The following is a 20,694-nucleotide window of genomic DNA, read 5'->3' as shown; positions in this document are numbered from 1 at the left end:
TTTCTACGTATGTTTCTATGAATTTTGAATCATAAACTTGTATGATTTAACAAAAAAAGAGTGTCTAGCATTGTTTCGCTCTTTCTCCATTTTTATAATGAAAGATAGATCATCCTTCCAATCGTTCGTTACTACATTTTTCGAGAAAAAGGTGGGCCCATGAAACGAGAGCTGAGTCACAGACAATTGCAAATGCTGATTCAAGTATCAAACGCCATTAACTCCACTCTGGATCTCGATGTTGTCTTTCATACGATCATGAAAGAGACGCTTTCTGTTATTGAAGCAGCGGATGAAGGTTATTTGTTTTTGTACGATCCAAAAGAAGACTGCCTCATCGCCAAAAGCATCTTCCTGAAAAGCAATGATATTCTCTCTGTTGTTCGGCTGGGACCAGGGGAATCAATGACGGGCATCACCTATTTGAACAAAAAATGCACGTTATTTCCCGATCGTCAGAGTGTTTACGAGGCCACTCGCACCATGTCCGAGACGAATCAGGCCAAATTGCAAGCAGCAGATCCGATCTTCCCCTACTCCGCAGCCTGTGCCCCCATCCTGACAAACGGTGTATGCATCGGGGTCATTACCCTGGACTGTTTTCATCCTGACAAATCGTTTCAACCAGATGATTTGCAATTGCTTGAAGCCATCTCTCATCAGGCAGCTGTTGCTTTGGAGAAGGCCAATTTGTACCGCGCTCAGGAAATCTCGATTTCGTTACTGGAAGAAATGAACGTTCAAATGAACCGACAAAATCAATCCTTGAATCGATCGCTGGAAATTCATCGGCATCTGGCAGACCTGGTTCTACATGGGGAGGGCGTAAACGCGATTCTCGCTTACATTCAACAATTAATGGGAACACCTATCCTCCTTCTCGATCAGATGGGTGCGCTAATCGCCTCCTCTACCGGACCTCTCGCTACTGCCGAAGAAGAAAAGCTTACGTCCATTCGAAATGTCATCCATTCCTTGCCACTGGGAAGTACCACACGCCCGCTAGCCGAGGTAAGCGCGACTGCAAATGGCTTTAGTCTGCTTCCAATTGGTGCCAAAGCCAATTTACTTGGTTATTTGGCGCTACTTACCTCCGATCCAATTGATGAAATCGACAAGGCTGCTCTGGAGCATGCAAGCACCGTGATCTCCTTTGAGTTGGCAAAAGAACAGGCGATCTTTGAAACCCAGCAAAATTTGAAGGGACATTTCATCGAGGAGCTATTTACCGGAAAGATCAATCATCAGCTGATTGATCAGGCGAAGCATTTACAACTGGATGCACACCGCTCCTATCAGGTCCTGACGATTAAACTGGAGGGTACTCATCATGAATCATTTGATCTGTACAAGCGCATCCTTGCTGTTCGTCGAAATCTCACACAGGTTGCAACGGAGCTCTTTTTGCAGCGCTATCCCCACGGCATGATCGTGACCAAAAACGATCATCTCGTCATTCTGCTCTCCTATGGACAGTCCTTCTCAGTACTGGAAACGCAGCGTTTTCTAAAAGATCAGTGTCTGCTTTTTGGAGAATACCTGCAAAAGCAAAAATGGGGGCTAAAAGCTGCAATCGGAATCGGAAGTGTGAAGCGGGGGCTACATGAGGTCTATAAATCATCGGAGGAAGCTGCTAAATGTTTGCAATTTTTAAAAACGTATCAAACCGATTTGCAGTTTGTCAGCTATACAGAGCTTGGAGGCAAACGCTTGCTCCTGCAAAACTCGGCAGATGACCTCATCGCTTACGTATTCGACGTATTGGGCCCGCTGCTTGCCTATGAAAAGGCAAGAAAAAGGGAATTCCTGCTCACCCTCACCACTTATCTGGATAACAGTCTGAAAATGAAAGAAACAGCCCAAAGCCTCAATATTCATCTGAATACCCTCATCTATCGCATCAAGCGAACCGAGGAAATCTTGGGCTTTTCACTCACCAATCATAAGCATTTCATGGACGTATGTATGGCCATCCACGTCTATCAGCTGTTGGGGCAGCAAATCGAACAGCGCCTGACTATTCGTAGGACAAAAAGCAAATCTTACTCGTGAGAATTCATAAAGAAGTCGAATGAAAATTTCTCCGGTAGAGAAGGTTTTTCGCTATGGGCCTTTGATTGGAGACGGCAGAAATCCCTCCCATCCTGACAAAGAATAATAGAATCCTTTTTCAACCATCTTATAACCAATGACTTCATTGGAGGCAGATATATGCAGTCTGAAATTATTCAAAGAGCTGAGATAACCTGTTTTAAAACGAAGCCGAAGAATTTTTTTCCATTATCTTGGTATAAGAAAATGCTGGAGGAAGAACCGATTCTTTATCATGCCGGTACGGATACCTGGAATGTTTTCAGATACAATGATGTTAAGCGAGTTCTATCTGACTACGAGCTCTCTTCAAGTAAACGTACCCGTACGATCACCAATGTTGGATTTTCTGATTTGATTCAAGCCGTATTTGAGGGTGAAAAGTTTACCGATGAGGAAATTGTCCGTATGACAATGTTTCTTCTTGGAGCAGGTATAGAAACAACCAGTCATTTGTTAGCTAGTTCATTTTACTCCTTATTGTATGATGACCCTGAGCTTTACCAAGAACTCCGGAGCAATATCAATCTCGTACCTCTTTTTGTTGAGGAAATGCTTCGTTATCGCTTTCACATTAGCAAAATGGACCGTACTGTGAAGGAGGATAATCACGTCTTGGGTGTTCATATGAAGAAAGGCGATGTAGTGATCGCTTGGATGAGTGCGTCTAACATGGATAAGAATGTTTTCGAAGACCCCTTTACATTAAATATCCACCGTGAGAACAACAACCGTCATCAAACATTCGCAATGGGCCGCATTTCTGCCTCGGGGCACCTCTAGCAAGATTGGAAGCAAACAAAGCGTTCAAAGCCTTTATCGAAACATTCTCTCACATCGAACCAGTACCAGGCTTTGAATTAGAAGATAGCTTGCAGCCCTCAGCTGCAGGACAAGCCTTATCTTAATTACCACTGAAGGTTCAACGCTAAGCAAAAATCAATCGCCTTTATCGAAAAAGTAATCACAGAGTATCAGAAGCATCGGGTTTTTGGCATTACATTTCTTATAGGGAGTGGAAAAATCGATGATCAGCAAAGTCGGTCAAATTATGTTGTATGTAAATAACCAGAATGCAGCGGTAGATTTTTGGACGGAGAAATTAGGATTTAGCGTCATTTCTGAAGAAAACAACGGTCAAGGAATGAGATGGATTGAGATTGCACCAACCAAGGACGCACAAACTAGCATCATCCTGCACAATAAGGAATTCATGGCCAAAATGTCCCCTGGTTTAAATCTCGGTACCCCTTCGCTCCTGTTTTTTTCAGAGAATATCAATGAGCTGCGTAGCGAGCTATCCAATAAAAATGTGAAAGTCGGAGACATTGTAACAATGCCCTCTGGCCGCGTATTTAACTTTGCAGATAACGAAGAGAATTACTTTGCTGTGCTGGAGAAGAAGTAGCTTGCGGATCGTTTGACGAGTGAAGGATCATTGTCATTCGTTCTAATTGTGAAACCGAAAATGGAAATGGCTTTTCATAATAATGCGGCTGACAGGAATCGTCGGCCGCTTTTTTGTGCGGAATAAAGTCTTATCATCAATAGTTCAGCACATCCGAATGATAAAGTAATTTTTTACAGAAAACGAGAAACTTTTCCGTTTTTGATTTGTCTGAATCTGATGAGAACAATTTTTTCTGCTATGTAAAAGATCGAGAAAAGCTACGTTTCAATGGGAGGGAAACCATGAGAAAATTTTCGTTAGCTTGTAAGGGAGGATTATTAACATTCGCTGGCATCGCTGCTCTAGGTTGTTCGGCCGTGTTTGCAGAGGTCGCTATCAATATGGAGGAAACCCAGACTGAATTACCAGCTTATTTTGAGGATTATCCTTTTGAACGACGCTACATGAGCGATGCCTACATGGGGAGAAATTATCAGCTATTTCAGCCGTTTAAGTCCATGTCTGCTAAACGAATATTCGGTATCAGCAACAGACAATTTGAAAAGTATCATGACTATCTTTTCGTAATTGATCAACAAAATCGCTTGTATTTATCCACAGATAATAAGGCACCTGTACAAATCAAGGAGCTGACAGGAGCGAAAGAAGTGTACGCTTCCAGGTACGGAGGATACTACGTCCAATTAGTGAATGGATCACTTTGGTATGCTGATTTTGCAAAGGAAGGCTCGAAAACTTACCCAAAGCCCAAGCAGGTCGAAACAAAAACCAAACAGGTCGTTTTAGAAAAGGTGGATTATGGAAAAGAGGGCTACTTCATCATTGACAGCAACAATAACCTTGTTTTCGTGGATAGAAACCTGACGCGAAAAATGATCGATCAAGACGTTGCTCAGCTTGGAGCTGTTTTTGACCTCATGCCCCCTTATCCCAAAAATGATGAATTTTTCAATGGGATCTATTATGTGAAAAACAATCAACTATGGGCTTATACCCCTTTTCAGGAATCCGAGAAGCAACTGATATGTGACGAGGTCACCCAGCTATCTGATCGCTATTTTTATTGGAAGGACAGACATCGTAAGGTAACAGAAGTAACTCCAGGCTTTCACTTGGAAAGCTTTCTAATTGAGAAAGCCAAAAATCTCCCATCCACCTACAAGCAAGTGACATTTCAAGGTCCTTTCGGATATGCACGAGCCGAAAATGAAGAAAGGAAAGGACTATATACGTATATTATCCAGGAACAAGTAATGGGTGAGAGTGTGGTAAATGACACAAGGACTTTCCCCGATATCTTTGTAAATCCGTGGAGAACGTTACCTGAGCTCCAAAATATTCGCGATCTTACTTCGAATAACCAGCAACTCTTTCTCTTAAATGAAAAAGGACAGGTATTTTCATTAGGAAATGGGCAGTTCCACAAAGTCAGCCCGTGACTACGCCAATCCACTGAAAAGGCAACTGAATAGTTCGGCTGCCTTTTCTAATCGAACAAGCAGTCTACTTCCATAAAACGGAAAATCGTCATAGAACCATCATAAATCGCCGGGAGAGAAGCTCAGTCTGTGGTATCGTAAAATTGCAACAACCACTTTCTGGGGAGGGATATTCTTGCTTCATCATGATGCGTCTTTAGTGGACTTCATCAACCTTTCGCTACCTGATCGGCTCACATACTTTTATGAACGCTATTCTAGAGTTGAACCTTTTGTAAACGCTTTCGTTTCTGAAGAAAATTTCCAAGCTCGTCTAATGCATGATGCAGACCTTTTATCCGAGAAGTTCCCTTCTCATGAGGAGCGTCCCCCTCTTTTCGGTGTCCCCGTCGCGATTAAAGATTTGATTCATGTCGAGGGTTTTCCAACACGAGCAGGCTCTGAGCTGCCTTCTTCGGTTTTAACAGCAAGCGAGGGCTCGATGATCTCGAAGCTACGATCACTGGGCGCTTTATTTGCAGGGAAAACCGTTACGGAAGAGTTTGCTTATCACAGTGTAACACCTACGCGCAATCCTCATAATCTCGCACATACACCTGGCGGCTCAAGCGCGGGCTCCGCTGCTTCGGTGGCTGCTGGAATCTGTTCGCTCTCTGTCGGCACGCAAACCCTTCGCTCGATAATTGCTCCCGCTTCCTTTTGCGGTGTGGTTGGTTTTAAACCGAGCTATCAGCGTGTCGCCTTAGACGGGGTGATTCGACTCTCACCGTCTTTTGACACAATCGGCTTTTTCACACAAGACATGGACAGTGTGCAATTGGCAAGCTCTCATCTCCTTCCTGACTGGCGTCCTTTTTTCTCCGATCAAAAACCTACACTTGGTGTTCCGAATGGTATTTATATGAGTTTTATGTCCGATGAGGTGAGAAGGGTATTTGAGCATCAGCTTCAATCCCTGGAGAAAGCTGGATACACCATTCGCAATGTCGATATGCCTTGGGATGATGCTTTTCTCGCTGGTGATGCCATGATTCGAATGGTTCAAGGGGAAATGGCACAGCTCCATGAAGCCTGGTTTAAACAGTATGAGCATCTATATGGCCCTTCTGTAAAAGCGGCCATTCAAAAAGGACAGACGGTACCTGTAGAAGAATTGGAACAATATCGTGCAGGACAAATAAAAGTAAGAATGGATTTGGAACAGACCAAGCAGAAGAATGGAGTCGACGTGTGGGTTTCACCCTCTCAAGGCGGTGTGGCACCAAAAGGTTTTGAACGAATGGGCTGGTCAGGAATGACGGCAATCTGGTCGTATGCGGGACTTCCAACGATTAGCCTGCCATTGACCAAAATAGACGGCCTGCCTGTGGGCTTCCAATGCATCGGGAGCTTTGGAAATGATGAAGCCTTATTATTTTGGACAAAAGAAATGGAACAAAGCTTTTCTGCTCGCTAAGGGGGCAGCTTGATTGCAAAATAAAACAGCCGCCTGCTAAAAGCGTCAGGCGGCCATCTCCATTTTTTCTTATTTGACTTCGTTCAGACGCTCTTCCAAACGATCCCAAGTCTCGGTAATACCCTGCAACATGCCCATGTCCATCACGGTCTTGAGAGCTTCTGCCGATACATATTCACCGCGATTGACCAGCTTCGTCTTGCCGTCTTGATCAATGAATTCCAGGGTGACGTCAGTAGACGGCAGATCAGGGTTTGTATTGCCTTCTGCATCTGAGAAATAATCGGTGTAGCTGAACATCTCTGGCTCAACAATTTCCTTATAAACACCTTTACCCCAAGATTCCATGCCGTAAAAATCGCCTTGGTTTGGATCTACACATTTCATGCAATAGTGCCAAACGCCGCCAGGACGGAAATCAACGTTGCACACAGGAATTTCCCAGCCTCTCGGTCCCCACCAGCGCTTGAGATGCTCAGCCTCTTTGAACATTTGGAACACAAGCTCACGCGGTGCGTCAAAAACACGCTCCAGCACCAGTACCCGATCGTTTTCTACCCTCGAAACCATTGCATTTTTAGACATTCTAACTCCTCCTCTTGAATGATCTTATGGTTTTTCCTTGTTTTGCAGCTCACGCAAGTATTCTTCCAAATTGTCGAACCTGTCTTCCATGACGCGCTGGAAAGATTTTGCCCAAGCATCCAATGCTTTGAACGGCTCGGGTCGGAGCTTGTAAATCCGGCGGTTGGCTTCTGCCTTCACTTCCAAAATCCCGCTATCGCTTAGCACCTTCAAGTGCTTTGAAGCCTGGGGCTGACGAAGTTCCAGCCGTTCAGCGATTTCCCCTACGGTCAGAGGACCATCGCGCAAGAGTTCGACGATATTCAATCGATTCGGTTCCGCCAAAGCGTTCAGAGTCGTCATGTCCATGCCCGGATTCATCCCTGACATGTCACTCACCTCGTTCAGATATGGTCTCCCGGTATCATATCATCTCCTTCATCCGTTTGGTCATCTTCTTGTTGTTTCAAATATACACCATAGAGAATATTCCTGTAAAGGAATATTTAAAAATAAAAAATGACACCGGTTTTATCCGATGCCATTTCCCCCTGCGCCATTCAAGCAGGAACCGTTTCAGTTGGTTCCTTTCGAAAAACGGGCTTCGCTGCAAAGTACAAATATACAAAAGCAGCGACACATAAAAGCGTAATGACCCAGACGAGCCCAGACGGGATATCATTCCACAGACCCGTCATAGAAAGAAAAGCAGGAATAGCCGCTGTAACCCATGACTGGATTAAAGTAACGAAGCCCGTATATTTGCCAATGTCTCGCTTTAATCCGAGAAGAATAAAGAACAAGGTCCAAAGAAATGCCCACATCAACCAAATAATGCCGAACTTCACATCTCCAAACGTGATGAAATTGACCAGTGAAAACCCGATGGCGAGTATTGCGACCCACAGCGAGTACCAGCCGACGCCTGTCGTATCAAGGTTGCACAGATTGGTGATGCCTACGTACAAATAGGTGAAGCCAAACAAAAAGATTCCGGATGCACCTAATATAGCTGCTGTGTCCCCATTCGCTGTCATGATCAGGTAGAGCGGAGTAATGACTTGCAGAACTCCTACAAATAAATTAAAAATGCCTGCACTTTTTCCTTCCACTTTGCCAAGCAGCATGATGCTGTTGAGAAACAAAACACCTCCGACGTACAACAACCCTACATTTGACACCGGCATCCCTTCCTTTGACGCCTCAGTGCCCTACCATCCATGGGCGCTTTTGGGCGTGTTGATGGGTATGAGTGTGCTTCCCATGTGAATGACCGTGATGTGAGCAGCTACCTCCTTCATGGGAGTGCGATTCTCGCTTTACAATCTTTGGCTCTACGCCTCGTTCAATTCTTTGCCGAAGAGCTTGCGGAGTAAAGATCAGGCCCGGAGCAGAATACATCCGCTTTGACTGTTCCTGGCAATTCGGGCAGTCAACGCTATCTGTTAGTTCGCTTATTTTCAACCACTGAATGAATGGACCACACTCTTCGCACAAAAAGTCATATCTTGGCATCGTATCTGCTCCTTTACTGGGTTACTTGTTTGTCACGACTGACAATCAGACGGCACACGTCAGGGTTACCTATGTCCCATCCCCACTTCTATTTCGGTAAAATGTTTCGGTCGAAGATACTGGTTGGGATCGAAAGCGTGCAGCATGCATTCGGGATATCTACTACCCCTGCAATTCGCCCTTCGACAGGTGCTGTTCCGAGCAGCATATAAGCCTGCTCGCCTGTAAAGCCCATCGCTGTTTTCAAATATTCGATCGCATTCAGGCACGCATTGCGATAGGCGACATTCGTATCCATGTAATATTGCTGTCCGGTTGTTTCGTGGACGGAAATACCCTCAAATACGAGATATTCGGAATAGTGCGGCTCTACTGGACCGGGCTTAAACACCGGATTATTGACAATGTTGTATTTTGCCATTCCGCCTTTAATAACATCTACGTGCAAATCCATCCAGCCTGCCATTTCAATTCCGCCGCAGAAGGTTACCTCACCATCTCCTTGTGAGAAGTGCAGGTCACCCATCGAGAGCTTGGCGCCTTCCACATGGACAGGGAAGTAAATCCGTGTACCTTTCGAAAGGTTTTTAATATCACAGTTTCCGCCATTTTCACGCGGTGGTACTGTTCGCGCAGCCTCTTTGGCGATTCGCTCAAACTCAGCGCCTTGCAGTTTGCCGAGCACAGCGCTATGAGAGGTGGGCAGGTTCGCAAGCGGAGGAACACGCTCTGGATTGGTTGCGACTAGATCACGCTCACGTCTGTTCCATCTGTCCAGCAATTGATGGGAAGGAGCTGTTCCAATCAAGCCCGGATGGATAATACCTGCAAACTTGACGCCTGGCAAATGACGTGAGGTCGTATAAATACCGTGGAAGTCCCAGATCGACTTCGCCGCCTCCGGATAATGATCGACAAGGAAGCAACCGCCGTTTTCTCTGGCAAAAATGCCGTTGAAGCCCCATTCCGAGTTTTGCAATGCCCCGATATCCAAAATATCGACCACTAACAAATCGCCCGGCTCAGCACCGTTAACCCACACTGGACCGCTCAGGACGTGTACGCGGTTGAGGTTTACATCACGGATGTCGGAGGGATCGTCGTTGTTTGAAATTTGACCGTCTGTCCAGTCTTTACATTCGATCCGGAATACAGCTCCAGGGTTGACCGAGACGGTGGCGGGAATATCTGGGTGCCATCGGTTATGACCCGGGGTTTCCTGCTCCTCCATCGGCTTGTTCAAGTCAACGCGAAACAACACTTCTGGCATGCTACTTCCTCCTTTGTCTTCCGTAGATTCATGAGCCTTACATGGAAAGTAATCAAGCAAAAGACATGCCAATTGCCTGTTCGCCCACTTTTTCAAGAATTGCGCGTCTTTTTTCGCATGAAATGAGAATTCCTGCTAATTTCAAGCCTGTGATCACGTATACTAGTAGTAGGTTGGTTTGTAGCAAAATACATCAGGCACTTCTTTGACTTGCCCTCGTCACTCCCCCACAACGCTTGCCCTGCATCATTGCCAATTCGTAGTCTCGCATGATGTCTCAAAATCGGACACCCGTCTCAAGGTCGGACAAATCACTTGCCAAGAAGGGATGCGATACTCATTTTTGAAGTCGGCGCGCCACTCTCGTTACCCTTGATCCCCTCCGACACCAAGCGCTCTTTACATCGCGTAAACGCTCAAGCGTCTATTCATCCAGACCTTCCCTCAGATTCAACTACCCTTCCTTTTGCTATTGTCGGTCGAGACATCGTTGCCGAGGCCATTCCCTCAACCCAACAAGCTAATTCGGAAGCTGTGCCAGATTGGAAAGCTCTCTTACTCGCATGGGGTGAACAAAGTCAGGAATACATCATCGCCATTAGTCACATGCGTGTCGTGCTTTATGTAAGCCGAGCTGCCCGTAAGCCATTTTCCCTCCACCCTGGCTCCATCTTGGATGAAAACTGGGAGGAGGAGATTCTCCGCTTTTGGATGATCGAGATGGTGGACATCGGTACAAGCGCTGCGTTTCGCCTACTTCAATTCCGTCCGCGAACTTCTTATTATGCGAAGTCTACTGAGCTATTTCCGGCTATTCAGACGAACAGCTCTCTATTCCAAGCCCAATTGAAAACCGCTGCGGTCGCGGCTTTGTCTCAATCGAATACATTGCTGCTCGGGGAAACAGGCTCAGGAAAAGAAGTTCTTGCTCGCGCGATTCACGCAAGCAGCTCCCGCAAGAACGGCCCCTTCATCGCTGTAAATATGGCCTGCCTGCCTCGAGAATTGATCGCCAGTGAATTATTCGGGTACACAGATGGAGCTTTTACCGGAGCGAAAAGAGGGGGACATGTCGGGAAATTCGAGGCTGCCAGCACAGGAACGCTATTTCTGGATGAAATCGGGGAAATGCCTCTTGATCTTCAGGTGATGTTGCTTCGAGTACTGGAAGAGCGTAGTGTGATGCGTCTGGGGTCACATGACGAAAAACCACTGGATGTGCGCATCATTGCCGCTACCAATCGCAAGCTGGATGAGGAAGTAAGAGCCGGGCGCTTCCGAGCCGATCTCTATTACCGGCTAAACGTTCTTCAAATTTGCATCCCCCCTTTGCGTGATCGTAAAGAAGATATAGCCCCACTTGCTCAAGGTTTTCTAAAGCAGCTGCAAGACCAATACGCAGCAGGACCAACCGAGCTCAGCGGAGATGTTGTGGGCACTTTGCTCCAGCACACATGGCCAGGAAATGTACGCGAGCTACGCAATGCAATGGAGCGGGCCTTTTTGCTTGCTTTTTATGAAAAGGTGATTACCGCCGGGCATCTACCAATCGAATGGCGACCATCTTCTACACCTCCCCAAAACGATGCTTTCACCAAGGAGCATTCTCTCTTGCGGGATGCAGAGCGTCACACGATTCAGCAGGCGATCACAGAAGCGCAGACGCTTAGCGCTGCTGCCAAAAAGCTGGGCTGCGCAAGAAGTACGCTCTATCGAAAAATGAGAGAGCTCGGAATTAATCACTTCAACTAAATTGACAGCGAAAAGGGAGCCTTCTCTTTCGAAGGACTCCCTTTCATAAAGCTGGTTCCCCTGACCAATCCAGGCTGTGATATAATCCTTTCTAGCAACCTTGCTTTCATCATTTTCTAACAGCAGAGGTGGATACATTGTTAGAATCCATCAGAGATGTATATCAAGCGACCCCCTGGCTGGAAAACCTGCCAAGTCAATGGGATCTGTTGAAAAAAGTCGGAACCCCGATAGAATGCAAAAAAGATACGATGATCTTTGAGCAGGATGACAAAGCCGACTTCCTGTATCTGATTGCGAGTGGTCGAGTTTGCCTGTATGCCAGCACGCCATCTGGCGAAGAGAAAGCAATAGCCTTTATCGGAAAAAACGGCTTGATTGGAGAATACGACCCCTTAAGCAATCTCCCCCATACGACGAGCGCCATTACGGTGTCCAAAACGCTTCTCTACCGAACAAGCGTGAGTCAGTTTAGAGAATTGCTCAAAGAAAATTTTCATCTCGTAGAGCAGCTGCTCCATTTTGAGAGTCGCAAATATCGCCTGCTGTGTGCGCAAGCCCTGCAGCTCAGCTACAGTAAAGCTCCGCATCGCATTTGTGCCACATTAATCCAGCTGGCACTCAATTACGGGTCTCCTCTTGAACAGGGCCAGATCAAGATCACCACTACTTTCACACATCAGGAAGTAGCGAATTTGGTAGGCACGACGCGGATCACGGTGATTAATACACTCAAATGGCTGGAGCGTCACCATATTCTCGTAAAACAAGACAAGTATTATGTGATAACAGATTTAGACCGTCTGGAAGCACTTGTCCAGGATGACACCTGGAAGCTCACTAAGCACGCTGAAGCATGATGGTTTGCTGACCTTCCTGGATCGCCTTTGCCCCCATGTATGCAAAAGCCTCATGGTCGCTCGGCCGAATAACTGCAAACCGATTTCCTGGCACCCAGCCCATCGGGAAAAAGGTACGACAATCCTGACCGTAAAAGCACCCCAAATCATAGATCGCCTGTGGGATACCGTTCCAGGCATACGGCGGCATAAATGTAAACAAGAGGTCACCAGCCGCTGGAAAGCAGGTTTGATTTTCTGGAACAATCTCATGTAACGAGGTTGCAGCGCAGCGCTCCTGCGGCAATTGGATGGACAGCTCCTTTCCCGTATACATCGCATGCTTGCAAAAAATTTGCAGCGGGGTCTCGAGCACCTCCCAGATCGCTTTACACGTAACGGGTGCTTTTTCCGTCAGCAAGTCTGCCCATATCTCTACCTGATGTTCTGGAAAAGATAGCTTGATCTGTTTCGGCATGATTTCTCTTCCTTCCATTAGACCACCCTCGGTTCTGGAATCAATGCATTTTGGCGAAAACGGTTCAAATGGAGTGGCGTAATATCGATCACAGGAGTGTTTCCGATGATCGTATCAGCTATCGTTTCTCCGATCGCAGGGGCCATCATAAAGCCATGCCCGCTCATTCCAATCGCTTGATAATAGCCCGCTACCTCATCCACTCCGCCGAGAATTGCCTGATGGTCAGGAGTGCTGTCATAGGTTCCGTCCACATGCGTCCGGAACTCTACCTGCGCGAGAGGGGGGAACAGCTCCATGCCAACCTCTGCTGCTTTCATCTGATAGTTAAAGCTATGGTATGGGGGCTTCATATCACTGCCAAGATAGCTCAAATAAATGGTTCCGTCCGTAAGCTGCTTCGCTGCAAAGCCTTTTTCAAACGAGATGAGCAGCGGCTCCAGGATGCGCTCTTCAATCCGGTTTGTGTACAAAATCCGGCGAACTTCCGGCTCAATCGGAATGTCCACGCCAATCGTGGCAGCCAGCTCTTTTGACCCCAAGCCCGCCGCATTGACGACCACTTTGCAATCGATTCTGCCTCGCCCGGTTTGGACACCTGCCACGCGATCTTTTTCCACGAGGATTTGAGGCACCTCATCCAGAATAAACCGGACCCCAAGCCTCTTCGCTGCTGCGGCAAAGCTGTTTGTCACATGATAGGCATCATCAGCAAAGCCATCTGTGGGACAAAAGGACGCGGACAAAAAGGTATCTGTATTTACTCCAGGCACAATCGCTCTGGCTTCCTCGGGATTGATCATTCTGGTCGGAATGCCCAGACTGTTTTGCAGGTGCAGGCTCGGTTGATAGTATTGGGCTGCCTGCTCGCTATGGAACAAATATAAGTACCCCACCTGACGAAACATGATTTCATGTTCCGGCTCCAGCTCCTCGTTAATCCGCTCATAAAACTGGGTAGCTGCCTTGGACATCAGGCAATTGATTTCCGTCCCCCATTGCTGCCGCACACCTCCGGGACAAATCCCCGTGATTCCCGAAGAAATTCCTCCCTTATCTATCACAATGATATCCGAATATCCTTTTTTTGCCAAAAAGTAAGCAATAGAGCAGCCGATTACTCCCGCACCCACGATGACGATTTCTGCATGTTCTCTCAAGCTGATGCCTCCCTCTCCTAGTATGTATTAGCGAAAATGACAGGCGACGAGATGCCGATTCCCGATTTCCCTCTGTACAGGCTGAATTTCTTTACAAATGGCCCCTGCTTCGGGACATCTGGAGTAAAACCGACAACCCGCCGGCGGATCAACGGGACTGGTCAAATCCCCTTTTAACAGAATTCTTTCCCGCTTGATTTCCGGATTTGAGGATGGAATCGCGCTGATCAAGGCCCGTGAATACGGGTGCTGTGGATTTTGGAAAAATTCTTCCTTGTCTGCGATCTCCACAATCTGACCCAGATACATCACCGCGATCCGGTTGGAAATATGCTTTACCACACTCAAATTGTGGGTAATGAACAAATAGGTAAGGCCGTATTTTTGCTGCAAATCGGAAAATAAATTGAGCACCTGTGCCTGAACGGAGACATCCAGCGCCGATACCGCTTCATCCATAACCACCAGCTTCGGTCTGACTGCAAGTGCACGAGCAATTCCGATTCTTTGCCGTTGTCCCCCCGAAAACTGGTGTGGAAAATGATCCAGGAAGTGCTTTCCGAGCCCGACCTCATAAAGCAGTTCCTCCATGAACGCTTCTCGCTGTTTCTCACCGACGACCTGGTGCAGCTTGATTGCTTCGCCAATGATGCTACGAATGGTCAGCCGGGGATTGAGCGAAGCGTACGGGTCCTGAAAGACGATTTGCATGTCTTTTCGCTTTTCTTTCAGCTCTTTTTTGCTCAGACGATACAAATCCTGTCCATCGAGCAGGACCTCTCCCTCTGTCGCTTCAATCAAGCGCAGGATAGCCCTGCCAGTCGTTGATTTCCCACAACCCGACTCCCCGACAAGGCGATGAAGACGCCCAACGCATCTTGGTGACTCGTTGTATGAGCTGAGCCGCGGCCTTCATGGGCTGATTATCCACGTAATAGGGGGTCGATTGGCTGCTGGCCACATGAAAGGTAATCTGGCAATTTCCCTTTTGTCCCGTCTCACAAAGATAGTGAGGCACACCACTCACAAGAATAGGGAAGCCGCCTCCTTCGCTGATGACATGCTTGCCACGAAAGATTTCACCGTACTCATCCAACAGCCTCAAGAGGCCATATGTACTGCCACTCTCTTCGTCGGCTGTAGCTATCAGCAAAATATCCTTTGCGAAGACGCGCTTTTCCCTTTTTAGCAGGATGAGCGCCATCAGCTCCATGATCGTCAGCTGCTTGGTATCAATCGTGCCGCGTCCCCAAAGAACATCATCGACTATCTCACCGGAAAAAGGGGGAACCTCCCAATCCTTTTCATCTGCTCCCACTACATCGAGGTGTGAGAGCAGGAGCAATGAGCTGCTTGCCGGGTCTGTCATAACATGGGCTGCTTCCTGTTGGAACGAGATCAGCAGATTGCCACGCCCTTCGGCGGTCTCCTGGATGCAGGCATCCAGACCATTTTCACGGGCAAGCTCAGCCAAAAAGTGCGCGGCTGCCAGTTCATTCCCTGGTGGATTCGTCGTATTGATTTGGATCAACCTTTGCAAATAACTGGCGGCTTCCGCTTTCACTTGCTGCCAATGGATCGACATGAGATCAGTCCTTTGTGCACTGCATTCCTTGTAAGGGGTTTAAATATTCGAAAATATTTTAATTTTTCACGATCTTACCATAGCTGGATAAAGGGCATGGGTAAAATATTTTACATATATAAAAAACAAACAGCTTGGAGACGTCGCGTGCCCCAATGAAGGCAAAAAAAAGCAGACCTCTAAAGGTCTGCTCTCTTCTATTATTCGCTCAGATCAGCGTTGTGGAATACATTCTGTACATCATCCAAGTCTTCCAATGCGTCAATCAGCTTTTCAAATTGAGCTTGTACATCTTCTGGCAGCCCTACTTCGTTTTGCGCCAGCATGGTTAGCTCTGCTACGGAGAATTCTTTAACTCCCGCTTTTTTGACAGCTTCCTGTACAGCATGGAACTGGTCAGGCTCTGCATATACGATGACGGTATCGTCCTCTTCAATGATGTCACGCACGTCTACGTCCGCTTCCATCAAAATCTCGAGAACTTCGTCTGCTGACTTGCCTTCGAAGCCAATAACAGCCGTAGCATCGAACATATACGCAACCGAACCGCTTACACCCATGTTTCCACCATTTTTATTGAAGGCAGCACGCACTTCTGAAGCTGTGCGGTTTACATTATTGGTCAGCGCATCTACGATAATCATGGAACCGTTTGGTCCAAAGCCTTCGTAACGAAGCTCGTCGTAGTTTTCCTCTCCGCCGCCCTTCGCTTTTTCAATCGCCCGGTCAATGATTGCTCTCGGTACGTTATACGTTTTGGCACGCTCCAGTACAACCTTCAGCGCACGATTGGATTCCGGATCAGGCTCGCCCTGCTTCGCAGCTACGTAAATCTCTTTTCCGAACTTCGCGTAGACGCGGCTCGTGCTCGCATCCTTGGACGCTTTTTTCTCCTTGATGTTATTCCACTTACGACCCATACAGTCCCACTCTCTTTCCGTACACGATTAAATGAATGAAATAGAAACCAAGTCTCTCCTGTACTTTTACAAGAAAAGATTATACATCAATTGAAACACAATGTTTGCACTTCATCAGAAAAAAACTAGGGCATACGCCTAGTGTCCCTTCTTTTATTATATCATTATTAGGGGTACGTACTCTAGAGGCGGAGCAGAAAAACGCGCAAAGCCTATCTACTTCTCGTAGACTGGATTCGTTTGATCCACTGTCATTCGGAGATCAATCGTTTCCCTTTGCTGGAAGTGGAGGAAAGTCAGCACGGCTCCACAGCCACAGCGGTGTATGTACGTCTATTGGAGCGAAGCGGCTACCGCTAAGCGCTCTTTCCCACGCGCTGGCTACCGCTTCCCGATCTTTGGCTGTTCCGCGCAATACCTCGGGCAAGCACAGCCCGAGCTTGACTGTCGCCTGCAAAATATGTGTGTCCGGTGCAATCGTAATGAGCTCACGTGACTTCCAACTAATCCTCGCATACGACTCCATGACATACAGCCAGTAATGAAAGAGCTTTGGCCCTGATAAATAGGGAAAATCAGCTTTGCGCTGCACTTGCATAATCGTTTGCAGCTGTGCGATATCATAATCCGCTGACTCAATGAGCCCAAGTACATTGCCTTTTGGTGAGGATCCAGTAATCCCGCGAGAAACGCGATGCCAGATTTCTGGATGGCGGGTAGGCTGTAGAGCTACCCGATGCTGGAGCAAAGCGTCGCGTAAATCGTCTAAGCTGCTTTCAGCTACTTTTTGCGGATCAAAAACCCATCGCGAGCCTTCGTCCAAATAGCATTGAGCAACCATTTTCCATAATGTATATGAATTTCTTTGATAGTTGAGTGACATTCCGAGCGTTAGCACATTTGGCCATTCCTGCTCGGGGACTGTACCAATCAGGGCATCCTCGGGCATGACCTCACCACCTAATAAGCCCTTTTCATGCATCTGGATCAAAATCTCCAGCTTTTTGATCAAATCATCGTTTCTCATTCTACTCCCCCATGCTTTTTATCTTATACGAATACGTTCATTCTGGAAATGACTGTCTGCTGATCAAGGTTTCCTATAGTAGGTGCCGAAAGCATTTACATATTGAGTAAATTTGTGCACGGCATCACATCGTTCAAACCTCTTTCTTCACTAAGTAAAGGAAAAATACCCCACCTGAAAGGTGAGGTATTGCGACAAATTAGTAGTTTACGTAATACGTGATGGTCATTTTTTCACCACGACTATCCGCAACATCAAAACTAACGATAGTGCTACCACTACCCCCCATATACGTCAACCATAAAACATTATTACCAATTCTTGCATTTACATTTGGATTGCTGCTAGCCGCATTCGAATAGGTTAATGTGCCTCCATAACCGTCTGTAAAGATCTCAGCTAAATTAAAGTGCTGTATAGCGTGAGTTGTACCACTTTTATAAGAATCGTCGTTGATGGTGATATTTGGTCCGCTATTCTCGTTTTATACCTCTCTATCTCTCGGTTTTATCACGAGCCTACACCGTACAGGCGCCTTTCAGCGCATACGGCGTTCCATCACCAGATAAGGAAATGCTAGTCTTACAATGGGCATTTTCATCCTATCAAACGCGTCTCACAAAATTCTCACAAGAATCTCACAAAGGTTTAGGGAGCTAAACACCATTTGTCTTCTCACTCAAATTTCAATTTAACAAGATACACATTTTGATAAATTGCTTTTTTAGAAAGTCCATATACTTGAGTTTTGAAGAAAATGAGGTAATACTTTCACTAATGAACATTTAGGGGGTGTCTCAATTGAAGTTATATCCTCAGACATAGAAAATTTGAAAGCGAGGAGCTATATGTCATTTGAGATAATAGAACGCACCCCTACTCTTGATGAGTTTCATCAATTGTGCGTTTCAGTTGGTTGGGAAAAAATGATGAATTTCAAAATAATCAAAGACTCACTTGAGAATTCTTTGTATTCGGTTGTTGTTCTCTCTGAAAGTAAAATAATTGGTATGGGCCGCATTATCGGCGACGGGTATGTTTATTTTTACCTTCAAGATATCGTTGTACTCCCGGAGTTTCAAAGAATGGGGATAGGGACAATGATTATGGACAAACTCATGTCCTATTTAAAAAAGAATGCTCCCGATCAAGCTTTTATTGGTCTCTTTTCTTCTAACGATGCTAAGATACTTAAGCAGTTCCCTGCTTTAACAGGAATGTTTCGAGTAGCGCCAATTTAGTTAGTTACAGGCTCCTCCAAGTTTGGAGGAGTTTTAATTTTAAACAATTTATCATTCTGAGCAAAAAATTAAATGAAAATGTTACTCTTTTCGTAGGTTATTCTACGCTGTTTGGAAAAAATGTAATTTCCTCATTGAAAGGTTTTACTCTTCGGATGTAACTAACGATCCTCGATATGAATTATCGAACCGCATTAGCAGCGTGACAACGGTTCGTAGAAAATACAATTGTAGACTGTAGTTGCTGATTTTACGTGGTTTTCCAGGTTCAAAAATTGTCGGCTTTTGAGAAATTTGCAGCTTTTTTTAAATTGTTGTCATTTTATATACTTTTGACTGAAGTACAACGCCACACTTCTGTTAAAAAACATAGTTACATAATTGATATAAACATAGCAACATTTCAACGTGGACCACCTGATGAAAAAAACAACGCGTTGCCAATTTGACGACAGAAATGGAAGTCGTCACTGTACGTAGGGGAACATCATTCAAAGTAGTTACCCTGTAACGCGTAAGAGGACTTCAACCTCAATTTTTCTTAGACAATACTTTTAGCTCATTTGAGGTTCCAATGATCACAGTGTCGGCCATGGATATAAAAAGACCTGTATCAACAACACCGGGTAAAAGTTTAATTGTTCGCTCAAGTTTAGCTGGATTTTCAATATATCCAAAAGAACAGTCCAAAATATAGTTACCATTGTCAGAAACGTACGGGCAACCATTCACCCTACGTAATGTTGGAACGCAGTTTAACCCCTCGATCCGTTTGGCCGTAACTTCCCATGCAAAGGGAACGACCTCAATAGGTAGTGGGAATTTTCCGATTTTCTCGACAGACTTTGATTCATCTGCCACTATAATTAGACGATTAGAAGCTGCTGCGACTAACTTCTCGCGTACGAGTGCTCCCCCTCTCCCTTTAATCAAATCCAATGAGGAATTAAACTCATCAGCACCATCAATTGTCAAATCTAATTCTGTTGATTGTGCAAAAGTTACTAGTGGAATACCTAATTCATTAGCTAAATAACTTGTTTGTTGGGAAGTAGGGATGGCACGAATTTGTATTTCTCTCTGTTTTACTAATTCCCCCAACTTACGTATTGTCCAATTAACGGTAGATCCGGTACCTAGCCCAATTGTCATTCCATCTGTAATAAATTCCACTGCTTTCTCGCCTGCTAGTTTTTTTAAATTCATACAAGTCCTCCACCAAAAAATTATCGTTAGAGCCAAACAATTTAAAGGAAAACCACAGTAAAAACTGTGGTTTTCCAACAATGTATAGAGTTAATTTTTTATTGCATTCCTTTTTTGACCCATTCAGCCACCGTAACCACACGCTTGGCTTGATGTTTAACGGCCTTTTGATAAACTTCCTTATCTCCAACAATTTGATTGCTTTGATCGACAGATATACTTGTACCATATGGATTCCCTCCGGCAGCGAACAAGGAAGCATCAGTATATCCTGGAGCAACTACTATTGCTCCCCAGTGATACATGGAGGTGTATAAGTTAAGGATAGTCGCTTCTTGACCACCGTGAGCGTTTTGAGCGGAAGACATCGCACTTACCACTTTATTAACCGTTTTTCCATGGAACCAGATTCCACCTGTTGTATCTAAAAATTGTTTCATTTGGGCGGCAATGTTTCCGAAGCGTGTAGGCGTACTGAAAATAATGGCATCAGCTTCAACGATGTCATCCGGTGTAATAAGTGGAATATCTTTTGTGGCTTCCACATGGGCTTTCCAAGCCGGATTCTTATCAATCACTGCTTGAGATGCCAATTCTTGAACCTTAAAGATTTTCACATCCGCGCCGGCTTCCTTTGCCCCTTCCGCAGCCCATTGAGCTAATTGATAGTTAGTTCCCGTAGAGCTGTAATACACAATTGAAAGTTTGACACTCATGTAAAAAACCTCCTTGAATGATTC

At 45.8% G+C, this 20,694-nt stretch carries 20 protein-coding genes and 1 pseudogene; 8 read left to right on the top strand and 13 right to left on the bottom strand.

Annotation, left to right across the window (positions count from 1 at the left end; genetic code table 11):
- The first annotated feature begins 159 nt into the window (after nt 1-159).
- The 5 genes and pseudogenes from ADS79_RS10745 to ADS79_RS10725 all read left to right on the top strand — a co-directional run bounded on the left by ADS79_RS10745 (nt 160) and on the right by ADS79_RS10725 (nt 6,397).
- On the top strand, nt 160-2,052 hold the full coding sequence (locus ADS79_RS10745; protein WP_049738414.1) for a helix-turn-helix domain-containing protein: 1,893 nt from the start codon (nt 160-162) through the stop codon (nt 2,050-2,052).
- A 159-nt stretch (nt 2,053-2,211) separates the two neighbouring features.
- Nucleotides 2,212-2,999, top strand: a pseudogene (locus tag ADS79_RS10740) (cytochrome P450).
- A 119-nt stretch (nt 3,000-3,118) separates the two neighbouring features.
- The gene (locus ADS79_RS10735; protein WP_049738413.1) at nt 3,119-3,499 is read left to right on the top strand and encodes a VOC family protein; all 381 of its coding nucleotides are present in this window, start codon (nt 3,119-3,121) and stop codon (nt 3,497-3,499) included.
- A gap of 284 nt (nt 3,500-3,783) precedes the next feature.
- On the top strand, nt 3,784-4,941 hold the full coding sequence (locus ADS79_RS10730; RefSeq protein WP_049738412.1) for a hypothetical protein: 1,158 nt from the start codon (nt 3,784-3,786) through the stop codon (nt 4,939-4,941).
- A gap of 175 nt (nt 4,942-5,116) precedes the next feature.
- Nucleotides 5,117-6,397 carry an amidase gene (locus tag ADS79_RS10725; protein ID WP_049738411.1) on the top strand — a complete coding sequence of 427 codons (1,281 nt, stop codon included), beginning with the start codon at nt 5,117-5,119 and terminating at the stop codon, nt 6,395-6,397.
- A 69-nt stretch (nt 6,398-6,466) separates the two neighbouring features.
- Here ADS79_RS10725 and ADS79_RS10720 read toward each other — a convergent pair whose 3' ends face one another.
- The 5 genes from ADS79_RS10720 to fmdA all read right to left on the bottom strand — a co-directional run bounded on the left by ADS79_RS10720 (nt 6,467) and on the right by fmdA (nt 9,746).
- Nucleotides 6,467-6,982 (bottom strand): SRPBCC family protein, encoded by a 516-nt coding sequence (locus ADS79_RS10720; protein ID WP_049738410.1) that lies wholly within the window; start codon nt 6,980-6,982, stop codon nt 6,467-6,469.
- Between the two features lie 24 nt (nt 6,983-7,006).
- A complete protein-coding gene (locus tag ADS79_RS10715) occupies nt 7,007-7,351 on the bottom strand; it encodes an ArsR/SmtB family transcription factor (RefSeq protein ID WP_049738409.1) in 345 nt (114 codons plus the stop codon).
- Between the two features lie 170 nt (nt 7,352-7,521).
- Nucleotides 7,522-8,142, bottom strand: a complete 621-nt coding sequence (locus ADS79_RS10710) for an AmiS/UreI family transporter (RefSeq protein WP_049738408.1) — start codon at nt 8,140-8,142, stop codon at nt 7,522-7,524.
- 22 nt (nt 8,143-8,164) lie between these two features.
- Nucleotides 8,165-8,476: an FmdB family zinc ribbon protein gene (locus tag ADS79_RS34280; protein ID WP_084765791.1), complete on the bottom strand. Its 312-nt coding sequence runs from the start codon at nt 8,474-8,476 to the stop codon at nt 8,165-8,167.
- An 88-nt stretch (nt 8,477-8,564) separates the two neighbouring features.
- Complete coding sequence (gene fmdA, locus ADS79_RS10705; RefSeq protein ID WP_049738407.1) at nt 8,565-9,746, bottom strand: formamidase; 1,182 nt, start codon at nt 9,744-9,746, stop codon at nt 8,565-8,567.
- A 315-nt stretch (nt 9,747-10,061) separates the two neighbouring features.
- Here fmdA and ADS79_RS10700 point away from each other — a divergent pair, with 315 nt between their 5' ends.
- Nucleotides 10,062-11,498, top strand: coding sequence for a sigma-54 interaction domain-containing protein (locus ADS79_RS10700; RefSeq protein WP_084765789.1), 1,437 nt, complete (start codon nt 10,062-10,064; stop codon nt 11,496-11,498).
- A gap of 137 nt (nt 11,499-11,635) precedes the next feature.
- Nucleotides 11,636-12,358, top strand: a complete 723-nt coding sequence (locus ADS79_RS10695; protein ID WP_049738406.1) for a Crp/Fnr family transcriptional regulator — start codon at nt 11,636-11,638, stop codon at nt 12,356-12,358.
- Here ADS79_RS10695 and ADS79_RS10690 read toward each other — a convergent pair.
- The 6 genes from ADS79_RS10690 to ADS79_RS10665 all read right to left on the bottom strand — a co-directional run bounded on the left by ADS79_RS10690 (nt 12,339) and on the right by ADS79_RS10665 (nt 17,507).
- Nucleotides 12,339-12,815 carry a DUF3830 family protein gene (locus ADS79_RS10690; RefSeq protein WP_161807278.1) on the bottom strand — a complete coding sequence of 159 codons (477 nt, stop codon included), beginning with the start codon at nt 12,813-12,815 and terminating at the stop codon, nt 12,339-12,341. The two genes, ADS79_RS10695 and ADS79_RS10690, sit on opposite strands and share 20 nt — an antisense overlap.
- Before the next feature lie 17 nt (nt 12,816-12,832).
- The gene (locus ADS79_RS10685; RefSeq protein WP_049738404.1) at nt 12,833-13,975 is read right to left on the bottom strand and encodes an NAD(P)/FAD-dependent oxidoreductase; all 1,143 of its coding nucleotides are present in this window, start codon (nt 13,973-13,975) and stop codon (nt 12,833-12,835) included.
- A gap of 27 nt (nt 13,976-14,002) precedes the next feature.
- Nucleotides 14,003-14,785, bottom strand: coding sequence for an ABC transporter ATP-binding protein (locus ADS79_RS10680; protein ID WP_409362425.1), 783 nt, complete (start codon nt 14,783-14,785; stop codon nt 14,003-14,005).
- Nucleotides 14,769-15,560: a M20/M25/M40 family metallo-hydrolase gene (locus ADS79_RS10675; RefSeq protein ID WP_049738402.1), complete on the bottom strand. Its 792-nt coding sequence runs from the start codon at nt 15,558-15,560 to the stop codon at nt 14,769-14,771. The genes ADS79_RS10680 and ADS79_RS10675 overlap by 17 nt, the downstream gene beginning before the upstream one ends.
- A 200-nt stretch (nt 15,561-15,760) precedes the next feature.
- Nucleotides 15,761-16,480 carry a YebC/PmpR family DNA-binding transcriptional regulator gene (locus ADS79_RS10670; RefSeq protein WP_049738401.1) on the bottom strand — a complete coding sequence of 240 codons (720 nt, stop codon included), beginning with the start codon at nt 16,478-16,480 and terminating at the stop codon, nt 15,761-15,763.
- Nucleotides 16,481-16,742: 262 nt separating this feature from the next.
- Nucleotides 16,743-17,507, bottom strand: coding sequence for a hypothetical protein (locus ADS79_RS10665; protein WP_049738400.1), 765 nt, complete (start codon nt 17,505-17,507; stop codon nt 16,743-16,745).
- Nucleotides 17,508-18,355: 848 nt separating this feature from the next.
- On the opposite strand from ADS79_RS10665, the gene ADS79_RS10660 reads away from it, so the two are divergent.
- A complete protein-coding gene (locus ADS79_RS10660; protein WP_049738399.1) occupies nt 18,356-18,748 on the top strand; it encodes a GNAT family N-acetyltransferase in 393 nt (130 codons plus the stop codon).
- A 531-nt stretch (nt 18,749-19,279) separates the two neighbouring features.
- Here ADS79_RS10660 and rpiA read toward each other — a convergent pair.
- Nucleotides 19,280-19,954, bottom strand: a complete 675-nt coding sequence (rpiA, locus tag ADS79_RS10655) for a ribose-5-phosphate isomerase RpiA (RefSeq protein ID WP_049738398.1) — start codon at nt 19,952-19,954, stop codon at nt 19,280-19,282.
- 98 nt (nt 19,955-20,052) lie between these two features.
- Entirely contained in the window at nt 20,053-20,670 is a 618-nt protein-coding gene (gene wrbA, locus ADS79_RS10650; protein WP_049738397.1) for an NAD(P)H:quinone oxidoreductase, read from the bottom strand.
- Nucleotides 20,671-20,694: the final 24 nt, after the last annotated feature.

Origin of the sequence: Brevibacillus reuszeri, assembly GCF_001187725.1 — a bacterium.
In the GTDB taxonomy this organism is placed as follows: domain Bacteria; phylum Bacillota; class Bacilli; order Brevibacillales; family Brevibacillaceae; genus Brevibacillus; species Brevibacillus reuszeri.
The sequence above is the reverse complement of the archived record's forward strand: the minus strand, read 5'-3'. Positions and strand labels throughout refer to the sequence as shown.

What these genes read in the sequence shown, in the direction of transcription:
- wrbA (WP_049738397.1), bottom strand. Translation starts at nt 20,670, where the DNA reads ATGAGTGTCAAACTTTCAATTGTGTATTACAGCTCTACGGGAACTAAC.
- ADS79_RS10670 (WP_049738401.1), bottom strand. Translation starts at nt 16,480, where the DNA reads ATGGGTCGTAAGTGGAATAACATCAAGGAGAAAAAAGCGTCCAAGGAT.
- fmdA (WP_049738407.1), bottom strand. Translation starts at nt 9,746, where the DNA reads ATGCCAGAAGTGTTGTTTCGCGTTGACTTGAACAAGCCGATGGAGGAG.
- ADS79_RS10745 (WP_049738414.1), top strand. Translation starts at nt 160, where the DNA reads ATGAAACGAGAGCTGAGTCACAGACAATTGCAAATGCTGATTCAAGTA.
- rpiA (WP_049738398.1), bottom strand. Translation starts at nt 19,954, where the DNA reads ATGAATTTAAAAAAACTAGCAGGCGAGAAAGCAGTGGAATTTATTACA.
- ADS79_RS10665 (WP_049738400.1), bottom strand. Translation starts at nt 17,507, where the DNA reads ATGAGAAACGATGATTTGATCAAAAAGCTGGAGATTTTGATCCAGATG.
- ADS79_RS10720 (WP_049738410.1), bottom strand. Translation starts at nt 6,982, where the DNA reads ATGTCTAAAAATGCAATGGTTTCGAGGGTAGAAAACGATCGGGTACTG.
- ADS79_RS10660 (WP_049738399.1), top strand. Translation starts at nt 18,356, where the DNA reads ATGTCATTTGAGATAATAGAACGCACCCCTACTCTTGATGAGTTTCAT.
- ADS79_RS10675 (WP_049738402.1), bottom strand. Translation starts at nt 15,560, where the DNA reads ATGTCGATCCATTGGCAGCAAGTGAAAGCGGAAGCCGCCAGTTATTTG.
- ADS79_RS10735 (WP_049738413.1), top strand. Translation starts at nt 3,119, where the DNA reads ATGATCAGCAAAGTCGGTCAAATTATGTTGTATGTAAATAACCAGAAT.
- ADS79_RS10730 (WP_049738412.1), top strand. Translation starts at nt 3,784, where the DNA reads ATGAGAAAATTTTCGTTAGCTTGTAAGGGAGGATTATTAACATTCGCT.
- ADS79_RS34280 (WP_084765791.1), bottom strand. Translation starts at nt 8,476, where the DNA reads ATGCCAAGATATGACTTTTTGTGCGAAGAGTGTGGTCCATTCATTCAG.
- ADS79_RS10715 (WP_049738409.1), bottom strand. Translation starts at nt 7,351, where the DNA reads ATGTCAGGGATGAATCCGGGCATGGACATGACGACTCTGAACGCTTTG.
- ADS79_RS10690 (WP_161807278.1), bottom strand. Translation starts at nt 12,815, where the DNA reads ATGCCGAAACAGATCAAGCTATCTTTTCCAGAACATCAGGTAGAGATA.